General features: G+C 71.9%; 13 protein-coding genes. All 13 read right to left on the bottom strand.

From position 1 onward, the window contains the following. Positions 1-26 precede the first annotated feature (26 nt). Positions 27-1,448 carry an alkaline phosphatase family protein gene (locus tag B7C62_31965; GenBank protein ARF76387.1) on the bottom strand — a complete coding sequence of 474 codons (1,422 nt, stop codon included), beginning with the start codon at positions 1,446-1,448 and terminating at the stop codon, positions 27-29. Continuing rightward, positions 1,445-2,620 (bottom strand): xylose isomerase, encoded by a 1,176-nt coding sequence (locus B7C62_31960; GenBank protein ID ARF76386.1) that lies wholly within the window; start codon positions 2,618-2,620, stop codon positions 1,445-1,447. Before B7C62_31960 ends, B7C62_31965 begins: the two co-directional genes overlap by 4 nt. Before the next feature lie 4 nt (positions 2,621-2,624). After that, positions 2,625-3,473, bottom strand: a complete 849-nt coding sequence (locus tag B7C62_31955; GenBank protein ARF76385.1) for a hydrolase TatD — start codon at positions 3,471-3,473, stop codon at positions 2,625-2,627. Continuing rightward, the gene (locus tag B7C62_31950; GenBank protein ARF76384.1) at positions 3,473-4,141 is read right to left on the bottom strand and encodes a sugar phosphate isomerase; all 669 of its coding nucleotides are present in this window, start codon (positions 4,139-4,141) and stop codon (positions 3,473-3,475) included. Before B7C62_31950 ends, B7C62_31955 begins: the two co-directional genes overlap by 1 nt. Then, positions 4,135-5,013 (bottom strand): xylose isomerase, encoded by an 879-nt coding sequence (locus tag B7C62_31945; GenBank protein ID ARF76383.1) that lies wholly within the window; start codon positions 5,011-5,013, stop codon positions 4,135-4,137. The genes B7C62_31950 and B7C62_31945 overlap by 7 nt, the downstream gene beginning before the upstream one ends. Continuing rightward, positions 5,010-6,281, bottom strand: coding sequence for a prenyltransferase (locus B7C62_31940; GenBank protein ID ARF76382.1), 1,272 nt, complete (start codon positions 6,279-6,281; stop codon positions 5,010-5,012). Before B7C62_31940 ends, B7C62_31945 begins: the two co-directional genes overlap by 4 nt. After that, the gene (locus B7C62_31935; protein ID ARF77465.1) at positions 6,278-7,363 is read right to left on the bottom strand and encodes a myo-inositol-1-phosphate synthase; all 1,086 of its coding nucleotides are present in this window, start codon (positions 7,361-7,363) and stop codon (positions 6,278-6,280) included. The genes B7C62_31940 and B7C62_31935 overlap by 4 nt, the downstream gene beginning before the upstream one ends. A gap of 179 nt (positions 7,364-7,542) precedes the next feature. Continuing rightward, entirely contained in the window at positions 7,543-11,262 is a 3,720-nt protein-coding gene (locus B7C62_31930) for a glycosyl hydrolase (protein ARF76381.1), read from the bottom strand. A 280-nt stretch (positions 11,263-11,542) separates the two neighbouring features. Beyond that, positions 11,543-12,547: an AP endonuclease gene (locus B7C62_31925; GenBank protein ID ARF76380.1), complete on the bottom strand. Its 1,005-nt coding sequence runs from the start codon at positions 12,545-12,547 to the stop codon at positions 11,543-11,545. 13 nt (positions 12,548-12,560) lie between these two features. Beyond that, a complete protein-coding gene (locus tag B7C62_31920; protein ARF76379.1) occupies positions 12,561-13,802 on the bottom strand; it encodes a dehydrogenase in 1,242 nt (413 codons plus the stop codon). Positions 13,803-13,873: 71 nt separating this feature from the next. Further along, a complete protein-coding gene (locus tag B7C62_31915) occupies positions 13,874-14,911 on the bottom strand; it encodes a sugar ABC transporter substrate-binding protein (GenBank protein ID ARF77464.1) in 1,038 nt (345 codons plus the stop codon). A 94-nt stretch (positions 14,912-15,005) separates the two neighbouring features. Continuing rightward, a complete protein-coding gene (locus B7C62_31910; protein ID ARF76378.1) occupies positions 15,006-16,082 on the bottom strand; it encodes an ABC transporter in 1,077 nt (358 codons plus the stop codon). Then, complete coding sequence (locus tag B7C62_31905; GenBank protein ARF76377.1) at positions 16,079-17,602, bottom strand: sugar ABC transporter ATP-binding protein; 1,524 nt, start codon at positions 17,600-17,602, stop codon at positions 16,079-16,081. Before B7C62_31905 ends, B7C62_31910 begins: the two co-directional genes overlap by 4 nt. Positions 17,603-17,725: the final 123 nt, after the last annotated feature.

Here is a 17,725-nt window from a genome sequence, read left to right as displayed (position 1 = left end):
CGGTACCGGGTGCGTGACGGGGATTGTCAGTGCAGTCCGGCAAGCTGGAGGAGCAGGGACTTCACTTCGGTGGCCCTGACCCGGTCGGTGAACGTGTGGGGGGTGGAGCAGAGGATGAGCGGACCTTCGTCGTCGCTCTCGGGGAGGCGGCCGTGGCTGCCGCGAATAGGTGAGGGGTCCAGGGGGACGACCGCCATGCGGTAGCGCAGGCCGAGCTTCTTGCGGGCGACCGCCGAGACGGCCTTGAGCCGTACGTAGGGGTCCTCGGGGTCCATGAACAGCTCGACGGGGTCGTAGCCGGGTTTGCGGTGGATCTCGACGAGCTGGGCGAAGTCGGGGGCGCGTGCGTCGTCGAGCCAGTAGTAGTACGTGAACCAGGCGTCCTTCTCCGCCACGGCGACCAGCTCCCCGGAGCGGGGGTGGTCCAGGTGGTGCGCCTTCTTGCCCTCGTCGTCCAGGAGCTGGTCGATGCCGGGCAGGTCCGCCAAGGCCGCGCGGACCGCCTCCAGGTCCTCCGGACGGCGTACGTAGATGTGGGCGAGCTGGTGGTCCGCGACGGCGAAGGCGCGGGAGGCCATCGGGTCGAGGTACTCCATGCCGTCCTGCGTGTGCACCTCCAGCAGGCCCGCCCGGCGCAGCGCCCGGTTGATGTCGACCGGTCGGCTGACGCGGGTGATGCCGTATTCGGAGAGCGCGACGACCGTACGGCCTTCGGCACGGGCGTCGGCCAGCAGCGGGGCCAGGGCCCGGTCGAGGTCGGCGGCGGCCCGGTGGGAGCGGGGGTCGTCGGGGCCGTAGCGCTGGAGGTCGTAGTCCAGGTGCGGCAGATAGCAGAGGGCGAGGTCGGGGGTGCGGGTGGCGATGATGTGGCGGGTGGCGTCGATGATCCATTGGGAGGAGACCAGGTCGGCGCCGGGGCCCCAGAAGTGGAAGAGGGGGAACGTGCCGAGTTTCTCGGTCAGTTCGTCGTGCAGGGCGGGGGGCCGGGTGTAGCAGTCGGGTTCCTTGCGGCCGTCGGCGTAGTAGACGGGGCGTGGGGTGACGGTCCAGTCGGTGTCGGCGCCCATCGCGTACCACCAGCAGATGTTGGCGACGGTGTAGCCGGGGTGGGCGCGGCGGGCGGCGTCCCAGAGCTTGTCGCCCTCGACGAGCCCGTTGTGCTGGCGCCAGAGCAGGACGTCGCCCAGTTCGCGGAAGTACCAGCCGTTGGCGACGATGCCGTGTTCGGCGGGCATGGTGCCGGTGAGGAAGGTGGACTGGGCGGCGCAGGTGACGGCGGGCAGCACGGTGGAGAGAGGGGCCTGCGCGCCCTGCTCCGCCAGCGCCGTGAGGTGGGGCATGTGGGTGAGCAGCTGCGGGGTGAGGCCGACGACGTCGAGGACGAGGAGGGGGGTGGGGCCCTGGTGGTCCGCCGTGCCCGTGGTGGTTCCGGGGTCGTCCTTGGTCATGGCAGCTCCTTGAGGCCGAGGTCGACCAGGAGGTCGCGGGCGAGGGTGAGTTCGGCGGCGATCCCGTCCGCGAGCTGGGTGCGGGTGCGGGGGCGCAGTTCGGCGGGGAGCGCCTGCCAGGTGTACGTCTCCACCTCCAGGTGCCGGGTCAGCGGCACCGCTCCCCCGACGAGCCGGGCCAGCGCCGTACGGAGCACGGGGAGCGTGGAGGTGAGCGGGGGCGCGGGCGGCGCGTGCAGCGGCACGTGGAAGTGGGCGCGCCAGGGGGTGGAGTCCGGGAGCGCCCCGCCGACGATCGCCTCGTCCAGGTCGTCGGTGCCGCGCAGCCCGGCGGCGGTGCGCGTGCGGGTCTGGTGGAGGAAGCGCGGTTCGGCGAAGGCGGCGAGCGCGGCGCGGACCTCGGGCAGGTGGGGGTGTTCGGCGTGCAGGGCGGCGGAGAGCTGGGACTTGACGACCGGGATGCCCGCGGCGGTCAGGGCGTCGAGCGCGGTGTCCGGTTCCTCGAAGGAGGTGGCGAGGTGACAGGTGTCGACGCAGATGCCGATGCGGTCGTGGCCGACGTCGGTGAGCGGGGCGATGGCGTCGGCGGTGGTCTCCACGGTGCAGCCCGGTTCCGGTTCGAGGCCGACGCGGACGGACTTGCCGGTGAGTTCGGCGAGGGCGTCCAGGCGCTGGGCGAGCGTGGTGAGGGCGGTGCGTGCGGTGCGGGCGGCCCCGGGGTCGGTGGCGTAGGGGGTGCGCCAGGCGAGCGGGAGCGTGGAGATGGTGCCTTCGGTGACGTCGTCGGGGAGGAGGGCGGCCAGGAGGCGGGCGAGGTCGGTGGTGTGGGCGAGGCGGTCGGGTTCGGTCCAGTCCGGCCGGTAGACCCGGTACTTGACCTCGTCGGCGCCGAACCCCTCGTACGGGAAGCCGTTGAGGGTGACCACTTCGAGGCCCCGGCTGTCGAGTTCGGCGCGCAGGGCGCGGAGTTCGGCGGGGTCGTTGGTCAGGGCGCGGGCGGCGTCCCGGGCGAGCCAGAGGCCGATGCCGAGCCGGTCCCGGCCGAGGCGGCGGCGTACGGGTTCGCAGTGGTCGCGGAGCTGGGCGCGGACGCCGTCCAGGGTCTCGGCGGGGTGGACGTTGGTGCAGTACGCGAGGTGGACCGTGGAGCCGTCCGGGTGGCGGAAGCGCATGGCCTCACTCCCCGCCGCGCAGGATGGAGTTGCCCTCGTGGAGCGCGTCGGGGGCGGGGGCGTCCAGCTGGAGGCGGCCGCTCTGCCCGTAGAAGGCGACGGGGTTGCGCCAGAGGACCTGGTCGACGTCGTCCTCGGTGAACCCGGCCTTCAGCATGGCGTCGGCGACCTTGCGGGTCTTGAGCGGGTCGCTCCTGCCCCAGTCGGCGGCGGAGTTGACGAGCATCTTCTCGATGCCGTGGTTCTTGAGGATGGTGACCATCCGGTCCTCGTCCATCTTGGTGTCGGGGTAGATGGAGAACCCGGCCCAGCAGCCGCTGTCAGTGGCGGCCTTTACGGTTGTTTCGTTGAGGTGGTCGAGCAGGACGTGCTCCGGGGGGAGGTGCGATTCGCGGATGACGTCGATGGTGCGGTGGAGACCGGCGAGCTTGTCGCGGTGCGGGGTGTGGACGAGGGCGGGGAGCCCGTGGTCGGCGGCGAGCTGGAGCTGGGCGGCCAGCGCGTGGTCCTCGGCCGGGGTCATGGAGTCGTAGCCGATCTCGCCGACGGCGACGACGGAGTCCTTGACCAGATAGCGGGGCAGGGCGTCCAGGACGGGGGTGCAGCGGGGGTCGTTCGCCTCCTTGGGGTTGAGGGCGAGCGTGCAGTGGTGGGCTATGCCGTACTGGGAGGCGCGGAAGGGCTCCCAGCCGAGGAGGGCGTCGAAGTAGTCGAAGAAGCTGGCGGGCGAGGTGCGGGGCTGGCCGAGCCAGAAGGAGGGTTCGACGAGGGCGCGGACGCCCGCGTCGTACATCGCCTGATAGTCGTCCGTGGTCCTGGACGTCATATGGATGTGGGGGTCGAAGATGCGCATCAGGACTCCTCCGTGGGGGCGGCAGGGGTGGCCCGTTCGGGTGCCGGGGCGTGCTCGGGTGCCGGATCGGTGAGGGCGAGGGCGGTGCGCAGGCCGGGCGGGACCTCACGGCCCGCGGCGGTGCGTTCGGCGGCGAAGTCGCTCAGCATGCGGGCGAGTTCGGCGTCCCCGTGGGCCCGTTCCCCGAGCCGGGCGACGGCGTCCACCGGCACCCCGGTGAACAGGCACTTCAGTACGGCGTGGCGCCAGGCGTGCGGGTCCAGGTGGGCCGCCGCGTACGGGCCGACGGCGGCGGCGACCAGCCGGGTGTCGTTGGTGCGCAGGGCGTCCTCGACGAGCGGGAGGGCGGTGGCGCCGAGGTCGAGGCGGTCCAGGGTGAGCAGGACGGCGCGGCGTTCGGCGGCGGTGCCCTGGTCGTAGAGCCGGGTGACGGTGGGCAGCGGGGCTCGGGCCTTGATGAGGAGGAGGGAGCGTACGGAGTCGGCGTGCTGCTGACCGCAGTGCCGACCGGCGGCGGCGAAGCGCAGTTCCCACGCGGGGGTGGCAGGCCCGTCGGCGGCGGGCCCGTCGGGCGTGGCGTGGTGCGCGGCCTCGGTCAGGGCGGTGTCGAGCCAGGCGCGGGCGGTGGTGTCGAGTTCGGCGTCGAGTTCCTTGCGGGTCTTCAGCACGGTGCGCCGCCCCTCCTCTTGCCGATCGCGCCCCCGGTCATGGCGTCGCGCAGGAAGTCGATGGAGGTGCGGGCGAGTTCGGGGCCCGCGTGGGAGTGGCGGGGCAGTTCGACAACGGTGAGGCCCTGGTAGCCGGTGGCGGCGAGGGCGGCGAGCACGGGCGGGAAGTCGATTTCCCCGTCACCGAAGGGGAGGTGCTCGTGGACGCCGCGCCGCATGTCCTCGATCTGGACGTGCCGGAGCCAGGGGGCGGAGTCCCGCACGCACTGGGCGGGGGTGGCCTCCTCCAGGCACTGGCAGTGGCCGATGTCGAGCGTGAGGCCGAGGGGGGCGGGATCGCCGAGGAGGGCGCGGAGGTGGTGGAAGTCGGCGAGGGTGGCGAGGAGGTGACCGGGTTCGGGTTCGACGGCGAGGGGGATGCCGGTCCGGTCGGCGGCGTCGAGTACGGGGGCGAGCGCTTCGGTCAGCCGTTTCCAGGCGGTGTCCGGCGCGGTGCCGGGCGGGGTGACGCCGCTGAAACAGTGGACGGCGTGCGCGCCGAGTTCGGCGGCCACATCCACGGCCCGGACGAGGAGCGCGGTGCGGGCGGCCCGGGCCTCGGGGTCCGCGTCGAGGAGGGAGGGGCCGTGCTTGCGGCGCGGGTCCAGGACATAGCGGGCCCCGGTCTCGACGGTGACGCGGAGCCCGAGGGAGGTGAGGCGGCGCCGGACCTGGCGGGTGCGCTCGGCGAGGTCCGGGGCCAGGGGGTCCAGGTGCATATGGTCGAGGGTCAGGCCGACGCCCTCGTACCCGAGGTCGGCGAGGAGCCCGAGGGCGTCGTCGAGTCGGAGGTCGGTGAGCCCGTTGGTGCCGTAACCGAGGTGGAGGGTCATGTGAGGCTCACCTTCCGGGCGAGAGCGCGGGCGAGGGGGACGAGCGCCATGACGGCGAGCCCGGAGCCGGGTGCTCCGGCCCGGGTGGCGAGCGCGGCCTGGAGCGGGATCATGGCCCGGATACCGCCGCCGACCGCCCGCTGGGTCAGGGGCGGGGACGGGTTCAGGGCGGCGTGCAGGAGGGGTGGCCCGGCGGTGCGAAGGTAGGCGCCGGTGAACGCGGTGAGCAGGAGGTCGGCGGGGGTGAGGTGGTGGGGGCGGGTCGCCCGGCCCTCCCCGGGTCCTCTCGTGGGCACCGGGCGGTGCGCCCCGGGCTCTCGCGTCCGTACGAGCTGGTGGTCCCCGGACCCTCCCGTCCGTACGGGCGTGTGCTCCCCCGGGCTCTTCGCCCGGGCCGGCCGGGGCTCCCCCAGTGCCCCGGCCCGGGCCGCCCGGGCCGCCGGTGGCGAGGTCCTGGCCGCCCGGTCCGCTGTCAGCACGGCCGCGCCCAGTGCCGCCGTCGTGGCCAGGACCGCGAGCGGTACGGCGGTGGACCCGCCCTGGGCCTCGTGGCGGGAGACGGCGGTGACGCCGTAGGTGTGCGCCCCGAGCGCGAGGGCGGCGGGGAGGGCATCGCGTACGGACGCGACGGGTGCGGCAACGTTGTCGCCCGTGCTTCGCGCGGTCGCGGCCGTCGCCGTCGCTCCCAGCAGCAGGTCCAGGGAGCGGGCTGTCGCCATCGCCGCCGGGCCCGCCTTCGTGTGCTTCAGGTGGAGGTCGTAGGCCCAGACCGTGGCGGCCAGGCCCGTGGCGACCGCGAGCGCCGGGCGGCTCGCCCGTGCCGCGAGGGCCAGGCCCGCCGCCGTCAGTACCCCGGCCGCGCCCAGGGCGGCCGACGGGGCGACGCGGCCGGAGGGGATCGGCCGGTGCGGGCGGTCGACGGCGTCCTCCTCGCGGTCCGCCCAGTCGTTGAGCGCCATCCCCGCCTCGTACAGGCAGAGCGAGGCGCCGATCGCGAGCGCGGTACCCCGGCCGGGGCGGCGGCCCACCGCCGCCGCCCCGGCCAGTGCGTCACCCGGCACGGAGAACAGTGCGGAGACCCGGAACAGTTCGCTCCAGGCCCGCACCGTGCCCCCTCTCCCGCGTCCGGGGGACGGCCTGAGCCTGTCCGGTGCGGGCGCAGTCCCACCCGTACCGGACAGGCCGTCTTCGGAGGCGCGGCCCGGGGCCCCGGCGGGGGCCCACAGTCCCGCCCCGAGCAGCGGCAGGGCCCGCGGCAGCCGCCTCACGCCATGCCCCGCAGCCGCTCGGCGAAGGCCAGCAGGGCGGCGTACTGCTCGGCGAGCGCGGGTGAGGTGCCGCCGTCCGGGTCCTTGAAGTAGAAGCCCAGCTCCGGGCGGGGGCCGCTGAGCCCCGCCTCGTGGGAGCGGGCGAGCAGCCGCGCCAGGTCCAGCACCAGCGGGGCGGCGAGGGCCGAGTCGCAGCCCTGCCAGATGGTCTGGAGGACCATCCGGGAGCCGAGGAAGCCGTCGAAGGCGATGTGGTCCCAGGCCGTCTTCCAGTCCCCCATCGCCGGTACGTCGTCGATGTGGACCTCGCCCTCGGGGGCCGTACCGAACGTGTCCGCGAGGACACGTTCCTTGCCCGCGTTCTTGGCGGCGGCCGCCGCCGGGTCGGCCAGCGCCGCCCCGTCCCCGCCCCCCAGCAGGTTCGATCCGGACCAGGCCCGTACGGGCAGGGCGCGCTGGAGGAACATCGGGGCGAGTACGGAGCGGAGCAGCGTCTGGCCGGTCTTGCCGTCGCGTCCGGCGTGGGGAAGGCCGCAGTCGGCGACATCGTCGGCCAGCCCGGGGGCGCGCAGGCCCGTAGAGGGGGTGAAGTTGACGTAGGAGCAGCCCGCGCGGAGGGCTGCTGCGGCGTAGAGCGAGCTGGCGGGGAGCCGGGGGTCGTCGGGGCCGGGGGCCGGTTCGGTGGAGGACACGTTGATGACGACGGTGCGGGCCAGCTCGTGGCGGTGGGCGAAGTCGGTGAGGTCGGCGGCGAACGCGGCGATGATCTGCTGGTCGGTGCGGGTGTCGCCGGGGAGCGGTCCGCCGGGGCGGATCTCGGCGTCGGCAGCGTCGAGTTCGGACCGTACGGCGGTGGGGAGGCGGTACGGGAGTACGCCGCCCTCGGCCAGTGCCTCGGCCCGTTTGGGCAGCGGGCAGTCCAGGATGTCGTGGCCGCCGAAGACCAGGGAGGCCAGGGGCGGCAGGCCGGTGTCGGCGAAGGGGGGCGTCTCGGTGACCATGCCGGTGGGCGGGTGTAGGCCCGCCGCGATGGCCGCGCACCCCGCCGTGGCGGTGGTGGCGACGGAGCCGCGCGCCCCGATGAACCAGACGCCCGTCCGGTGGCCCGGGCTGTCGGCTCCATGGTGTGGGGTCTCCGTACGGCCTTCACGAGCGGCGTGTGCGGTCACGGGCTGCCTCCCTGGGGGATGAGGGGGTGGAGGACGGCGGGCGGGGGAAGGTGCGTGCTCTTCCCCGCCCGCCGTCGGCAGAGGTGGCCGCCCTACGTCGAGGGCAGCTCCTTCAGCTGGATGTTGCGGAAGGACACCTGGTCGTCGGCCCCGTGGTTCTGGAGGCCGATGTAGCCGTCCTTGAGGCTGCGGGCCGGGTCGGTGTTGGTGAAGTCGTTGATCTTCGCTCCGTTGAGGAAGACCTGGAGACGTTCGCCCCGGACCTTGATCTCGTAGCTGTTCCACTGGCCCGGGGGCCGCAGGACGCGGTCACGGGCCTTGATGTTCGCGGACTTGAATCCGTAGACGGCGCCCGTGGTGCGGTCGGCCGCGTCGGTGGCGTCGATCTGGATCTCGTAGCCGTTGTTCACCGCAGACCAGGGGTCGTCGGACTCCGGGAAGCCCACGAAGACACCGGAGTTGTCGTCGCCGGCCATCTTCCAGTCGAGCTTGAGCGAGTACGCCTTCAGCTCCTTGGCCTGGTAGTAGAGCAGGCCCATGCCGCCCTCGGAGTGCAGGGCGCCGTCGCTGACGGTGAACTTGCCGGGGCCCGCCTGCTTCCAGCCTTCCAGCGTCTTGCCGTTGAAGATCGGCCGGTAGTCCTTGCTGGGCTTGCAGTCGGCCTTCACCTGGCCGGTGGCGTAGCGCAGACCGCCCGACAGGTGCTGGCGGAAGGCCGGTTCGGCGTACGACTCCTTGGTGTGGCCGAGGCCGGTGTAGAAGGAGCGGCCGCCCTGGTAGGTCTGGCACCAGGAGATCGGGTGGTCGCCCTTCATGTTCCCGCCGGTGTAGGTGGTCTCGTCGAGGGTGGCCAGCACCTTTGCCTTGTCACGGGGGTTGGTGCGGTAGTTGTACCACTCGTCGGTGCGCTCCCACTCCTCGTCCAGGTGCGCGGTGGCCGGATGGCCGTGGTCCTCGACGCGGACGGTGGCGGGCTGGATCTGCGGGTGGGAGTCGAAGTAGGCGCCGACGAGGCCGCCGTAGAACTCCCAGTCGTACTCGGTGTCGGCGGCCGCGTGGATGCCGACGTAACCGCCGCCGTTGGCCACGTAGTTCTCGAACGCCTTCTGCTGTTCGGTGTTGAGGACGTCCCCGGTGGTGGAGAGGAAGGCCACGGCGTCGTAGCGGGCGAGGTTGCTGGTGGTGAACTGGGCGGCGGACTCGGTGGAGTCGACCGTGATGTTGGTGTCCTTGCCGATCTCCTTCAGTGCGGCGATACCGGCCGGGATGGAGTCATGGCGGAAACCGGCGGTCTTGGAGAAGACCAGGACGCGTTTGGCGGTCCTGTCGACGGGGCTGCTGGAGATTTCGAAGTCGTCGACGTCGTAGAGCGCTCCGTCGCCGCCCTTGAAGACGAGGAAGAGTTCGGTCTGCTTCTTCGGTGCTCCGCGCAGCGGGATGTCGATGTCCTGGAAGGTGTCCCAGCTGCCGGTCACCGGGACGGGGCCCGAGCCGAGGAGCTTGCCGGTGGGCGATCCCGTACGGACTTCGAGGAAGCCGCCCGAACCGGCCGACGAGATACGGGCGGTGAGCTTGGTGGTGCCGCCGAGGACGTAGGTCTTGAAGGAGATCCAGTCGTCGTTGTGGATGTCGCCGACGGTCTTTCCGCCGTGCGCGCTCGCCTTGCTCGGTGTGGTGACGCCGGAGGAGCCGTCGAAGTGCTCGGCCTGCCGGTGCCGGGGCTGGAGCCGGGCGGCGTCCTTGCCGGTCAGCTTGGCCTGGCCGCCCCCGCCATTGTCGGTGTAGGAGGCCGAAATGCCGCCGTAGATATTGGCGTTGGGGTCGTGGCCGCCTTCCATGGCGGTCTTGATGGTGCCTTCGCAGCCGTGTTCGGTGGTGATGTCGTGGCCGTGACTGTCGTGGCCCAGCGTGAACTTGACCTCGACCTTCGTGCAGTCGATGGTGCCGTCCTCGGGGTCGCTGACGTTCACCTTGAACGGGACGGAGTCACCGAACTCGAAGAGCTGACCGTCCTCGGGGAGCACCAGCTCCACGGTCGGGGCGGTGTTGCCGACGGTGATGTGGACGCTGGCCGAGCCGGTGCGGCCGGTCGGGTCCTCGGCGGTGAGGGTCGCCACGTACGTACCGTTCTTCTTGTACGTGTACGTGGGGTTGGCGGCCGTGGAGGTTCCGCCGTCGCCGAAGTCCCAGGCGTACGTGAGCGGGTCGCCGTCGCCGTCGGAGGTCCCGGCCGAGGAGAACTTCACCTTCAGGGGCGCGGTGCCGGAGGTCTTGTTCGCCGAGGCTTCCGCGATGGGTGAGCGGCCTCCGGTGGCGTTCTCGATGCGGTAGAGCGCGGAGTTCTCGTCGCCGCCGAACCAGGCGAGGCCGTAGTCCAGGACGTAGAGCGCCCCGTCGGGTCCGAAGGCCATGTCCATGATCTGGGTGCCGGACCACGGCACGTCGTTGATGGACTGGACGGTGCCGTCGGCGTCCTGCTCGATACGTTTGATCCACCGGCGGCCGAACTCTCCGGCGAAGAAGTCGCCGTCGTACGCCTCGGGGAACTTGACCGGGGATTCGAGGTCGGCGTCGTAGCGGTAGACCGGTCCGCCCATCGGGGACTCGGAGCCGGTGCCGAACTCGGGGAGCGAGCCGCCGTCGTACGGTATCCACGCGGCCTCGGCCGGGGGCAGGTCGACGAGGCCGGTGTTGTGCGGCGACTCGTTCTTGAGGCCCGCGCAGTCGAAGGCGGCGCCGGAGGTCTTGGTGGCGAAGTCGTAGTCGATGTACGGCTCGTTCTCGCCGACGCAGTACGGCCAGCCGAAGTTGCCGGCCTTCGTCACCCGGGCGAACTCCACCTTCCCGGACGGCCCGCGCTTCGGGTCGGCGGCACCGGCGTCGGGGCCGTAGTCACCGACGTACAGGATGCCGGTGGCCTGGTCGACGGAGAAGCGGAACGGGTTGCGGAAGCCCATCGCGTAGATCTCGGGGCGGGTCTTCTCCGTGCCGGGCTCGAAGAGGTTGCCCTCGGGGACGGTGTACGAGCCGTCCTCGGCGACCTTGATGCGCAGGATCTTGCCGCGCAGGTCGTTGGTGTTGCCGGAGGTCCGCTGGGCGTCGAACGCCGGGTTGCGGTCCGGGCGTTCGTCGATCGGGGTGTACCCGTCGGAGGCGAAGGGGTTGGTGTCGTCGCCGGTCGAGAGGTAGAGGTTGCCGTCCTTGTCGAAGTCGATGTCACCGCCGACGTGGCAGCAGATGCCGCGCGAGGTGGGGACGTCCAGGACCTTCTTCTCGCTGGCGGTGTCGAGCGTGCCGTCCTCGTTGAGGACGAACCGGGAGAGCCGGTTGACGCCTTCGAACTTGGCGAAGTCGGCGGCGGTACCGGTCTCCGGGGCATCGCCCGGCGGGGTGTCCAACGGGGGTGCGTAGAAGAGGTAGATGGCCCGGTTCTCGGCGAAGTCCGGGTCGACTCCGACGCCTTGGAGCCCTTCCTCGTCGTGCGTGTACACGGGGAGGGTGCCGGAGATCCGGGTGTTGCCCGCGCTGTCGGTGATCCGCAGCTCGCCGCCGCGCGAGGTGTGCAGCACGCTGCGGTCGGGGAGGACGGCGAGCGACATGGGCTCGCCGGTCTCCTCCACGCCCTTGGCGAGGGTGACCTGCTGGAAGTCCTCCGCCACGGGCTGCTCGTGTCCGGGGTGGCCCGGGTGGGCGGTGGCGCCGGGAGCGGAGCCGAGGGTCAGGGTCGCGGCGGCGAGGAGTCCGCCGGTGAACAGCGCGAGCGTTTTACGGACGCGGGTCCGGGCCAGGAGCCGCTTTCTGGTTCGGTGCACGTAGGTCCTCCGGAGAGTGCCGGTTGTACGGGCGGATGTAGCCGTGCCGTGCCGCGCGGGGACTGCCGCGCGTGCGTCACCGGGGACGGGAGTGACCCCGGTGACGCGAGTCATGTCGTGTACACGCTGAGGACGGTAGACCTGTTCGTCGGGGACGGAAAGCCCTTGTGCAAGGGTTGGGCCGAACTTCTGCTTCCGTCAGGACAAAGGGGATTCCGGGCAGGGCGGGGCAGCCCCGGGGCGCCTGTGCGGAGCACCCGGGGCCACTCCGCCGCAGGTTCTACTCGCCGCCGCCGAAGGCCGCGTCGAAGGAGGCCGATGGCGGGTCGAAGTCGAACCGCTTGAGGTGGGCAAGCGCTTCCGGCGCGCCGGTCAGCCGGTCCATGCCCGCGTCCTCCCACTCCACGGAGACGGGCCCCTCGTAGCCGATGGACCGGAGCATCCGGAACACGTCCTCCCAGGGCACATCGCCGTGCCCGGCGGAGACGAAGTCCCAGCCGCGCCGGGGGTCGCCCCACGGCAGGTGCGAGCCGAGCCGGCCGCTGCGGCCGTCGAGCCGCTTGCGGGCCTCCTTGCAGTCCACGTGGTAGATCCGGTCCCGGAAGTCGTAGAGGAAGCCGACCGGGTCGAGGTCCTGCCAGACGAAGTGGCTCGGGTCGAAGTTCAGCCCGAACGCGGGCCGGTGGCCGACCGCTTCGAGGGCCTTCTTGGTGGTCCAGTAGTCGTACGCGATCTCGCTCGGGTGCACCTCGTGGGCGAAGCGCACCCCCTCCGCGTCGAAGACGTCCAGGACCGGGTTCCAGCGCTCCGCGAAGTCCTCGTAGCCGCGCTCGATCATGTGCGGCGGGACCGGCGGGAACATCGCGACCAGATGCCAGATCGAGGAGCCGGTGAACCCGACGACCGTGTCGACCCCGAAGGCGGCGGCCGCCCGTGCGGTGTCCGCGATCTCGGCGGCGGCCCGCCGCCGTACGCCTTCGGCCTCCCCGTCGCCCCAGATGCGGGCGGGCAGGATGCCCTGGTGGCGTTCGTCGATCGGATGGTCGCAGACGGCCTGGCCCACCAGGTGGTTGGAGATCGCGAAGCACTTCAGCCCGTACTTGTCGAGCAGTTGGTGCCTGCTGTCCAGATAGCCGGGGTCGGCGAGGGCCTTGTCGACCTCGAAGTGGTCTCCCCAGCAGGCGAGTTCGAGCCCGTCGTAACCGAAGTCCCGGGCGTGCTTGCAGACCTCCTCCAGCGGGAGGTCGGCCCACTGGCCGGTGAAGAGGGTGAAGGGGCGGGGCATGGGCGGCAGCCTCCTAGGACGGGACGGGGGTGTGTACGGAGTTCTTGGCGGCGCTCTCCTCGACGGCGGCGAGCACCCGCTGCACCTGGAGGCCGTCCGCGAACGAGGGCCGGGGCTCAGTGCCTTCGGCGATCGTGCGGACCACGTCACGGGCCTGGTGGACGAAGGTGTGCTCGTAGCCGAGGCCGTGGCCCGGCGGCCACCACGCCTCCAGGTAGGGGTGTTCGGGCTCGGTGACCAGGATGCGGCGGAAGCCCGCGGTGGCGGCGGGCTCGGTGTGGTCGTGGAAGGACAGCTCGTTGAGCCGCTCCAGGTCGAAGGCGAGCGAGCCCAGCTCCCCGTTGATCTCCAGCCGCAGCGCGTTCTTGCGTCCGGCCGCCATCCGGGTCGCCTCGAAGGAGGCGAGCGCCCCGGAGGCGAGGCGGCCGGTGAACAACGCGGCGTCGTCCACGGTCACTTCGCCGAGCTCCGCCGTACCGGCGCTGCCGGAGAGCCCGGCGGCGGGTCCGGCGAGCAGGGGCCGCTCCCGTACGAAGGTCTCGGCCACGGCGGAGACCCCCGTCAGCAGCTCCCCCGCCAGGTACTGGGCGAGGTCCACGATGTGCGCCCCCAGGTCGCCCAGCGCACCGGAGCCCGCGTGTTCGCGCTTGAGCCGCCAGGTGAGCGGGGAGGCCGGGTCGACCAGCCAGTCCTGGAGATAGCTCGCGCGCACGTGGCGCAGGGTGCCGAGGCGGCCCTCCGCGATGAGCTGCCGGGCGTAGGTGATGGCGGGCACCTTGCGGTAGTTGAAGCCCACGATCGCCACCTGCCCCCGGGACCGGGCTGCTTCGGCGGCGCGGACCATCGCCTCCGCCTCCGCGACCGTGTTGGCGAGCGGCTTCTCGCACAGCACGTGCTTGCCCGCCTCCAGGGCGGCGATGGCGATCTCCGCATGGCTGTCGCCGGGGGTGCAGATGTCGATCAGCTGCACATCGTCCCGGGCGATCAGCGCCCGCCAGTCGGTCTCCGCCGCCGCCCAGCCGTGCCGGGCGGCGGCGGCCTCGACCGCCGCCCGGTCGCGTCCGCAGATCGCGGCGAGAGAGGGCCGCACCGGCAGGTCGAAGACGTGTCCGGCGGTGCGCCACCCCTGGGAGTGGGCGGCGCCCATGAACGCGTAACCGACCATGCCGACCCCGAGCGTTCCTCGCGCCTGCCGTGGCGGCGGCGCCGGTGCCCCGGTCTGCGCTTCCGTCCCCTGCTCTTGACTACGGGCCATGCGGACTTCCTCCTCGTCGGTGTGCGGTAACGGGCCGGGGGACGCGCTCGCCACGCCCCCCGGAGACCCGGTCAGTTGAAGCCCGTCGGCAGGTACTGGTCGATGTTGTCCTTGGTGACCACGGCCGAGTACAGGGTCAGGGAGGTCGGGATCTCCATCTCGGAGAGACCGTTGATGCCCTTGTTCTGGCCCAGCGCCCGCGCCAGGTCGATGGCGGACGCGGCCATCGTCGGCGGGTAGAGGACGGTCGCCTTGAGGACCCCGTTGTCGGCCTTGATGGCGTCCATCGCGGACTTGGCTCCGGCGCCGCCGACCATGATGAACTCGTCGCGGCCCGCCTGCTGGATGGCGCGGAGCGCGCCCACACCCTGGTCGTCGTCGTGGTTCCACAGGGCGTCGAACTGCTTCTGCGCCTGGAGGAGCTGGGCCATCTTCGCCTGGCCCGACTCGACGGTGAACTCGGCGGCCTGACGGGCCACCAGTTTGATGTTGGGGTAGTTCTTGAGCGCGTCGGAGAAGCCCTGGCTGCGCTGCTTGGTGAGCTCCAGGTTGTCGATGCCCGCCAGTTCGACGACCTTGGCGTTCGCCTTGTCCTTGAGCTGTTCGCCGATGTAGTGACCGGCGTTGAGGCCCATGCCGTAGTTGTCGCCGCCGACCCAGCAGCGGTACGCCTGCGGGGAGGCGAAGATGCGGTCCAGGTTGACGACGGGGATGCCCGCCTTCATCGCCTCCAGGCCGACCTGGGTGAGGGCCTTGCCGTCGGCGGGGAGGATGACCAGGACGTCGACCTTCTTGTTGATGAGGGTCTTGACCTGCCCGATCTGGGCGGCGGTGTCGTTGGAGCCCTCGGTGATCTCCAACGAGACCTCGGAGTACTCCTCCGCCCGGGACTTGGCGTTGACGTTGATGGCGTTGAGCCAGCCGTGGTCGGCCTGCGGACCGGCGAAGCCGATGGTGACGGCTTTGCCCGGCTTGTCGTCGGCGGCGGGCTGGCTGTTGCCGGCGGGCTGGGCGTTCTTCGGCTCGTTGCTGGTGCAGGCGGTGAGGAGCGCGCCCGCGGAGAGGGCGGTGGCTCCGAACAGCAGCCCTCTGCGGCTGGTCTCTGGCATGGCGGTGGAACCCTTCATCCGGTGGGTGACGTACGGAAAGCGGCTCTGGTCACAGACAGGGCGTACGAAGTGCGGCTCTCGGTAAGGCGGTTGGTCAGGTGTCGGCGCCGCGCAGGGTGCGGCGCTGGACGAGAACGGCGGCGACGATGATGGCGCCCTTGGCGATCTGCTGGACGTCGCTCTGGAGGTTGTTGAGCGCGAAGATGTTGGTGATCGTGGTGAAGATCAGGACGCCGAGGACGGAGCCGACGATGGTGCCGCGACCGCCGCTGAGCAGGGTGCCGCCGATGATCGCGGCGGCGATGGCGTCGAGTTCGTACAGGTTGCCGTTGGTGTTCTGGCCGGAGCCGGAGAGCACGATCAGCATGAAGGCGGCGATGCCGCAGCACAGCCCGGAGAGCAGGTAGAGGTAGAGGCGCTGGCGGCGGACGTCGATCCCGGCGAGCCGGGCCGCCTCCGCGTTGCCGCCGACGGCGACCGTGCGGCGGCCGAAGGTGGTCCGGTTGAGGATCAGCCAGCCGATGACGGTGACGGCGGCGAACATGAGGACCAGCGGCGGGACCCCGAGGATGTAGGAGTCCGGCAGTCCCAGGCTCAGCACCGAGTCGACGGTGACGATCTGGGTCTTGCCGTCGGTGATCATGAGGGCGAGGCCGCGCGCCGAGGCGAGCATGGCAAGCGTCGCGATGAACGGGACCATCCCCCCGTACGCGATGAGCACGCCGTTCACCAGTCCGGCGGCGACGCCGACGATCACGGCGGTGAAGGCGATGCCCGCGAAGCCGTACTCCTGGGTGGCCAGCGTCGTCGCCCAGACCGAGGCGAGGGCGACCATCGCGCCGACGGAGAGGTCGATGCCGCCGCTGGTGATGACGAAGGTCATGCCGACGGTGACGACCCCGATGACGGACGCCTGGGTCAGGATCAGCTGGAGGTTCCCGGTGTCCAGGAAGGCGTCCGGTTCGGTGATGCCGCCGACCAGGACAAGGGCGGCGAGGACACCGAGCAGGGACAGGACCCGGACGTCGAGCCGCAGACCGAGCGCGGGCCCCGCGCCACCGGTCTTCACCGGGGGCGGGGCGGCGGGGGCGGTGGCACCCGCCCTGCCGGGGCCGGTGGGGTCTTCCTTGTCCGGCCCGTTGTGCCGTGCCGACGGGGCGGGCTGTGTCATGGCGTCGGGCTCCCTTCCATCACGAGGTCGAGTACGCGGTGCTCGTCGAGCTCCTGGGCGGGGGCCGTGTGCACGACCTGTCCCTCCCGGAGCACCAGCACCCGGTCGGCGAGGCCCAGGACTTCGGGCACTTCGCTGGAGACGAGCAGGACGGCGAGGCCGTCGTCGGCCAGCCTGCGGATCACGGCGTAGAGCTCGGCGCGAGCGCCGACATCGACGCCCCGGGTGGGTTCGTCGAGCAGCAGGACCCGGCAGCCGCGCAGCAGCCAGCGGGCGAGGACGGCCTTCTGCTGGTTGCCGCCGGAGAGGGTGCGGATGAGCGTGTCCGGGTTGTCCGGCCGCAGGGAGAGTTCACGGGTGGCCTCCCGCGCGGACCGCCGCTCACCGCCCCGGTCGATCCAGCCCAGCCGGGCGAACCGGGAGAGGGAGGAGACGGAGACATTACGGGTCACGGACTCGGTCATCAGCAGGGCCTGGGCCTTGCGCTCCTCGGGGGCGAGCCCGATCCCGGCGGCGACGGCGGCCCGGACACTGCCGTTGCGCAGCTGCTGGCCCGCGACGGTGACGGTGCCGGTGGTCGCCCTGCGGGCCCCGTAGATCGTCTCCAGGATCTCGGAGCGGCCGGAGCCGACGAGACCGGCGAGGCCGACGATCTCGCCGGGCCGCAGTTCGAGGTCGACGGGCGCGAACTCCCCTTCCCTGGAGAGCCCTTGGACCCGGAGAACGGGTTCGGCGGTGGTCGCGGCGGTCTCCTCCGGGCGGGGCGGGAAGACGTACTCGACATCGCGGCCGGTCATCATGGCAACGATGTCGCGCGTCGGCGTACCGGCGGCCGGGAGCCCGACCGCGACCGCCCGGCCGTCCTTCAGCACGGTGACCCGGTCGCCGATGCGGCGGATCTCCTCCAGCCGGTGCGAGATGTAGACGACGGCGACCCCGTCGGCGGTGAGGCCGTCGACGATCCGGAAGAGGTTGTCGACCTCGTCGGGGTCGAGCGCGGCGGACGGTTCGTCCATCACGATGAGCCGGACGTCGTGGGAGAGCGCCCGTGCCATGGAGACGATCTGCTGCTGCGCGGCGGAGAGGGAGCCGACGGGCCGGGCGGGGTCGATCTCCGGGTGGCCGAGCCGGGCCAGCAGCGCCTTCGCCGCCGAACGCCCCTCCCCCGTACGGACGATGAACCCGGCGCTGGTCGGCTCATGGCCGAGGAAGACGTTCTCGGCGACCGACAGCCCTTCCACCAGGTCGAGTTCCTGGTAGATGGTGGCGATTCCCCGGCGCATGGCGGCGATCGGGGACTTGAGCCGTACGGCTTCGCCGCGCCAGGTGATCTCGCCGCCGTCGGGCTGGTGGGCCCCGGCGAGCACCTTGATGAGGGTGGACTTGCCCGCGCCGTTCTGGCCGAGGAGGCAGTGGACCTCGCCTGCCTGGACCTCCAGGTCGACGCCGTCCAGGGCGCGTACGCCGGGGAAGGACTTGGTGATGCCGGACATCGTGAGCAGGGGTGGTTCTGGTGCCATGACGAATCCCCTCGGCGAACGGGGTCTTCCCTGCCCGGTCGCGTTGGTTGCCGGGCGGGTTCGGGAAGGGCCGGGTGAACGGGCGGGGCGCAGGGCTGGAGGTGCCGTGGAGCGGGCACCGGG

The organism is Kitasatospora albolonga (assembly GCA_002082585.1).
Classification (GTDB): Bacteria; Actinomycetota; Actinomycetes; order Streptomycetales; family Streptomycetaceae; genus Streptomyces; species Streptomyces stephensoniae.
The sequence above is the reverse complement of the archived record's forward strand: the minus strand, read 5'-3'. Positions and strand labels throughout refer to the sequence as shown.

Coding starts and splice junctions, on each gene's coding strand:
- B7C62_31920 (ARF76379.1), bottom strand. CDS start 13,802: ATGGCCCGTAGTCAAGAGCAGGGGACGGAAGCGCAGACCGGGGCACCG.
- B7C62_31925 (ARF76380.1), bottom strand. CDS start 12,547: ATGCCCCGCCCCTTCACCCTCTTCACCGGCCAGTGGGCCGACCTCCCG.
- B7C62_31905 (ARF76377.1), bottom strand. CDS start 17,602: ATGGCACCAGAACCACCCCTGCTCACGATGTCCGGCATCACCAAGTCC.
- B7C62_31915 (ARF77464.1), bottom strand. CDS start 14,911: ATGCCAGAGACCAGCCGCAGAGGGCTGCTGTTCGGAGCCACCGCCCTC.
- B7C62_31910 (ARF76378.1), bottom strand. CDS start 16,082: ATGACACAGCCCGCCCCGTCGGCACGGCACAACGGGCCGGACAAGGAA.
- B7C62_31945 (ARF76383.1), bottom strand. CDS start 5,013: ATGACCCTCCACCTCGGTTACGGCACCAACGGGCTCACCGACCTCCGA.
- B7C62_31955 (ARF76385.1), bottom strand. CDS start 3,473: ATGCGCATCTTCGACCCCCACATCCATATGACGTCCAGGACCACGGAC.
- B7C62_31965 (ARF76387.1), bottom strand. CDS start 1,448: ATGACCAAGGACGACCCCGGAACCACCACGGGCACGGCGGACCACCAG.
- B7C62_31960 (ARF76386.1), bottom strand. CDS start 2,620: ATGCGCTTCCGCCACCCGGACGGCTCCACGGTCCACCTCGCGTACTGC.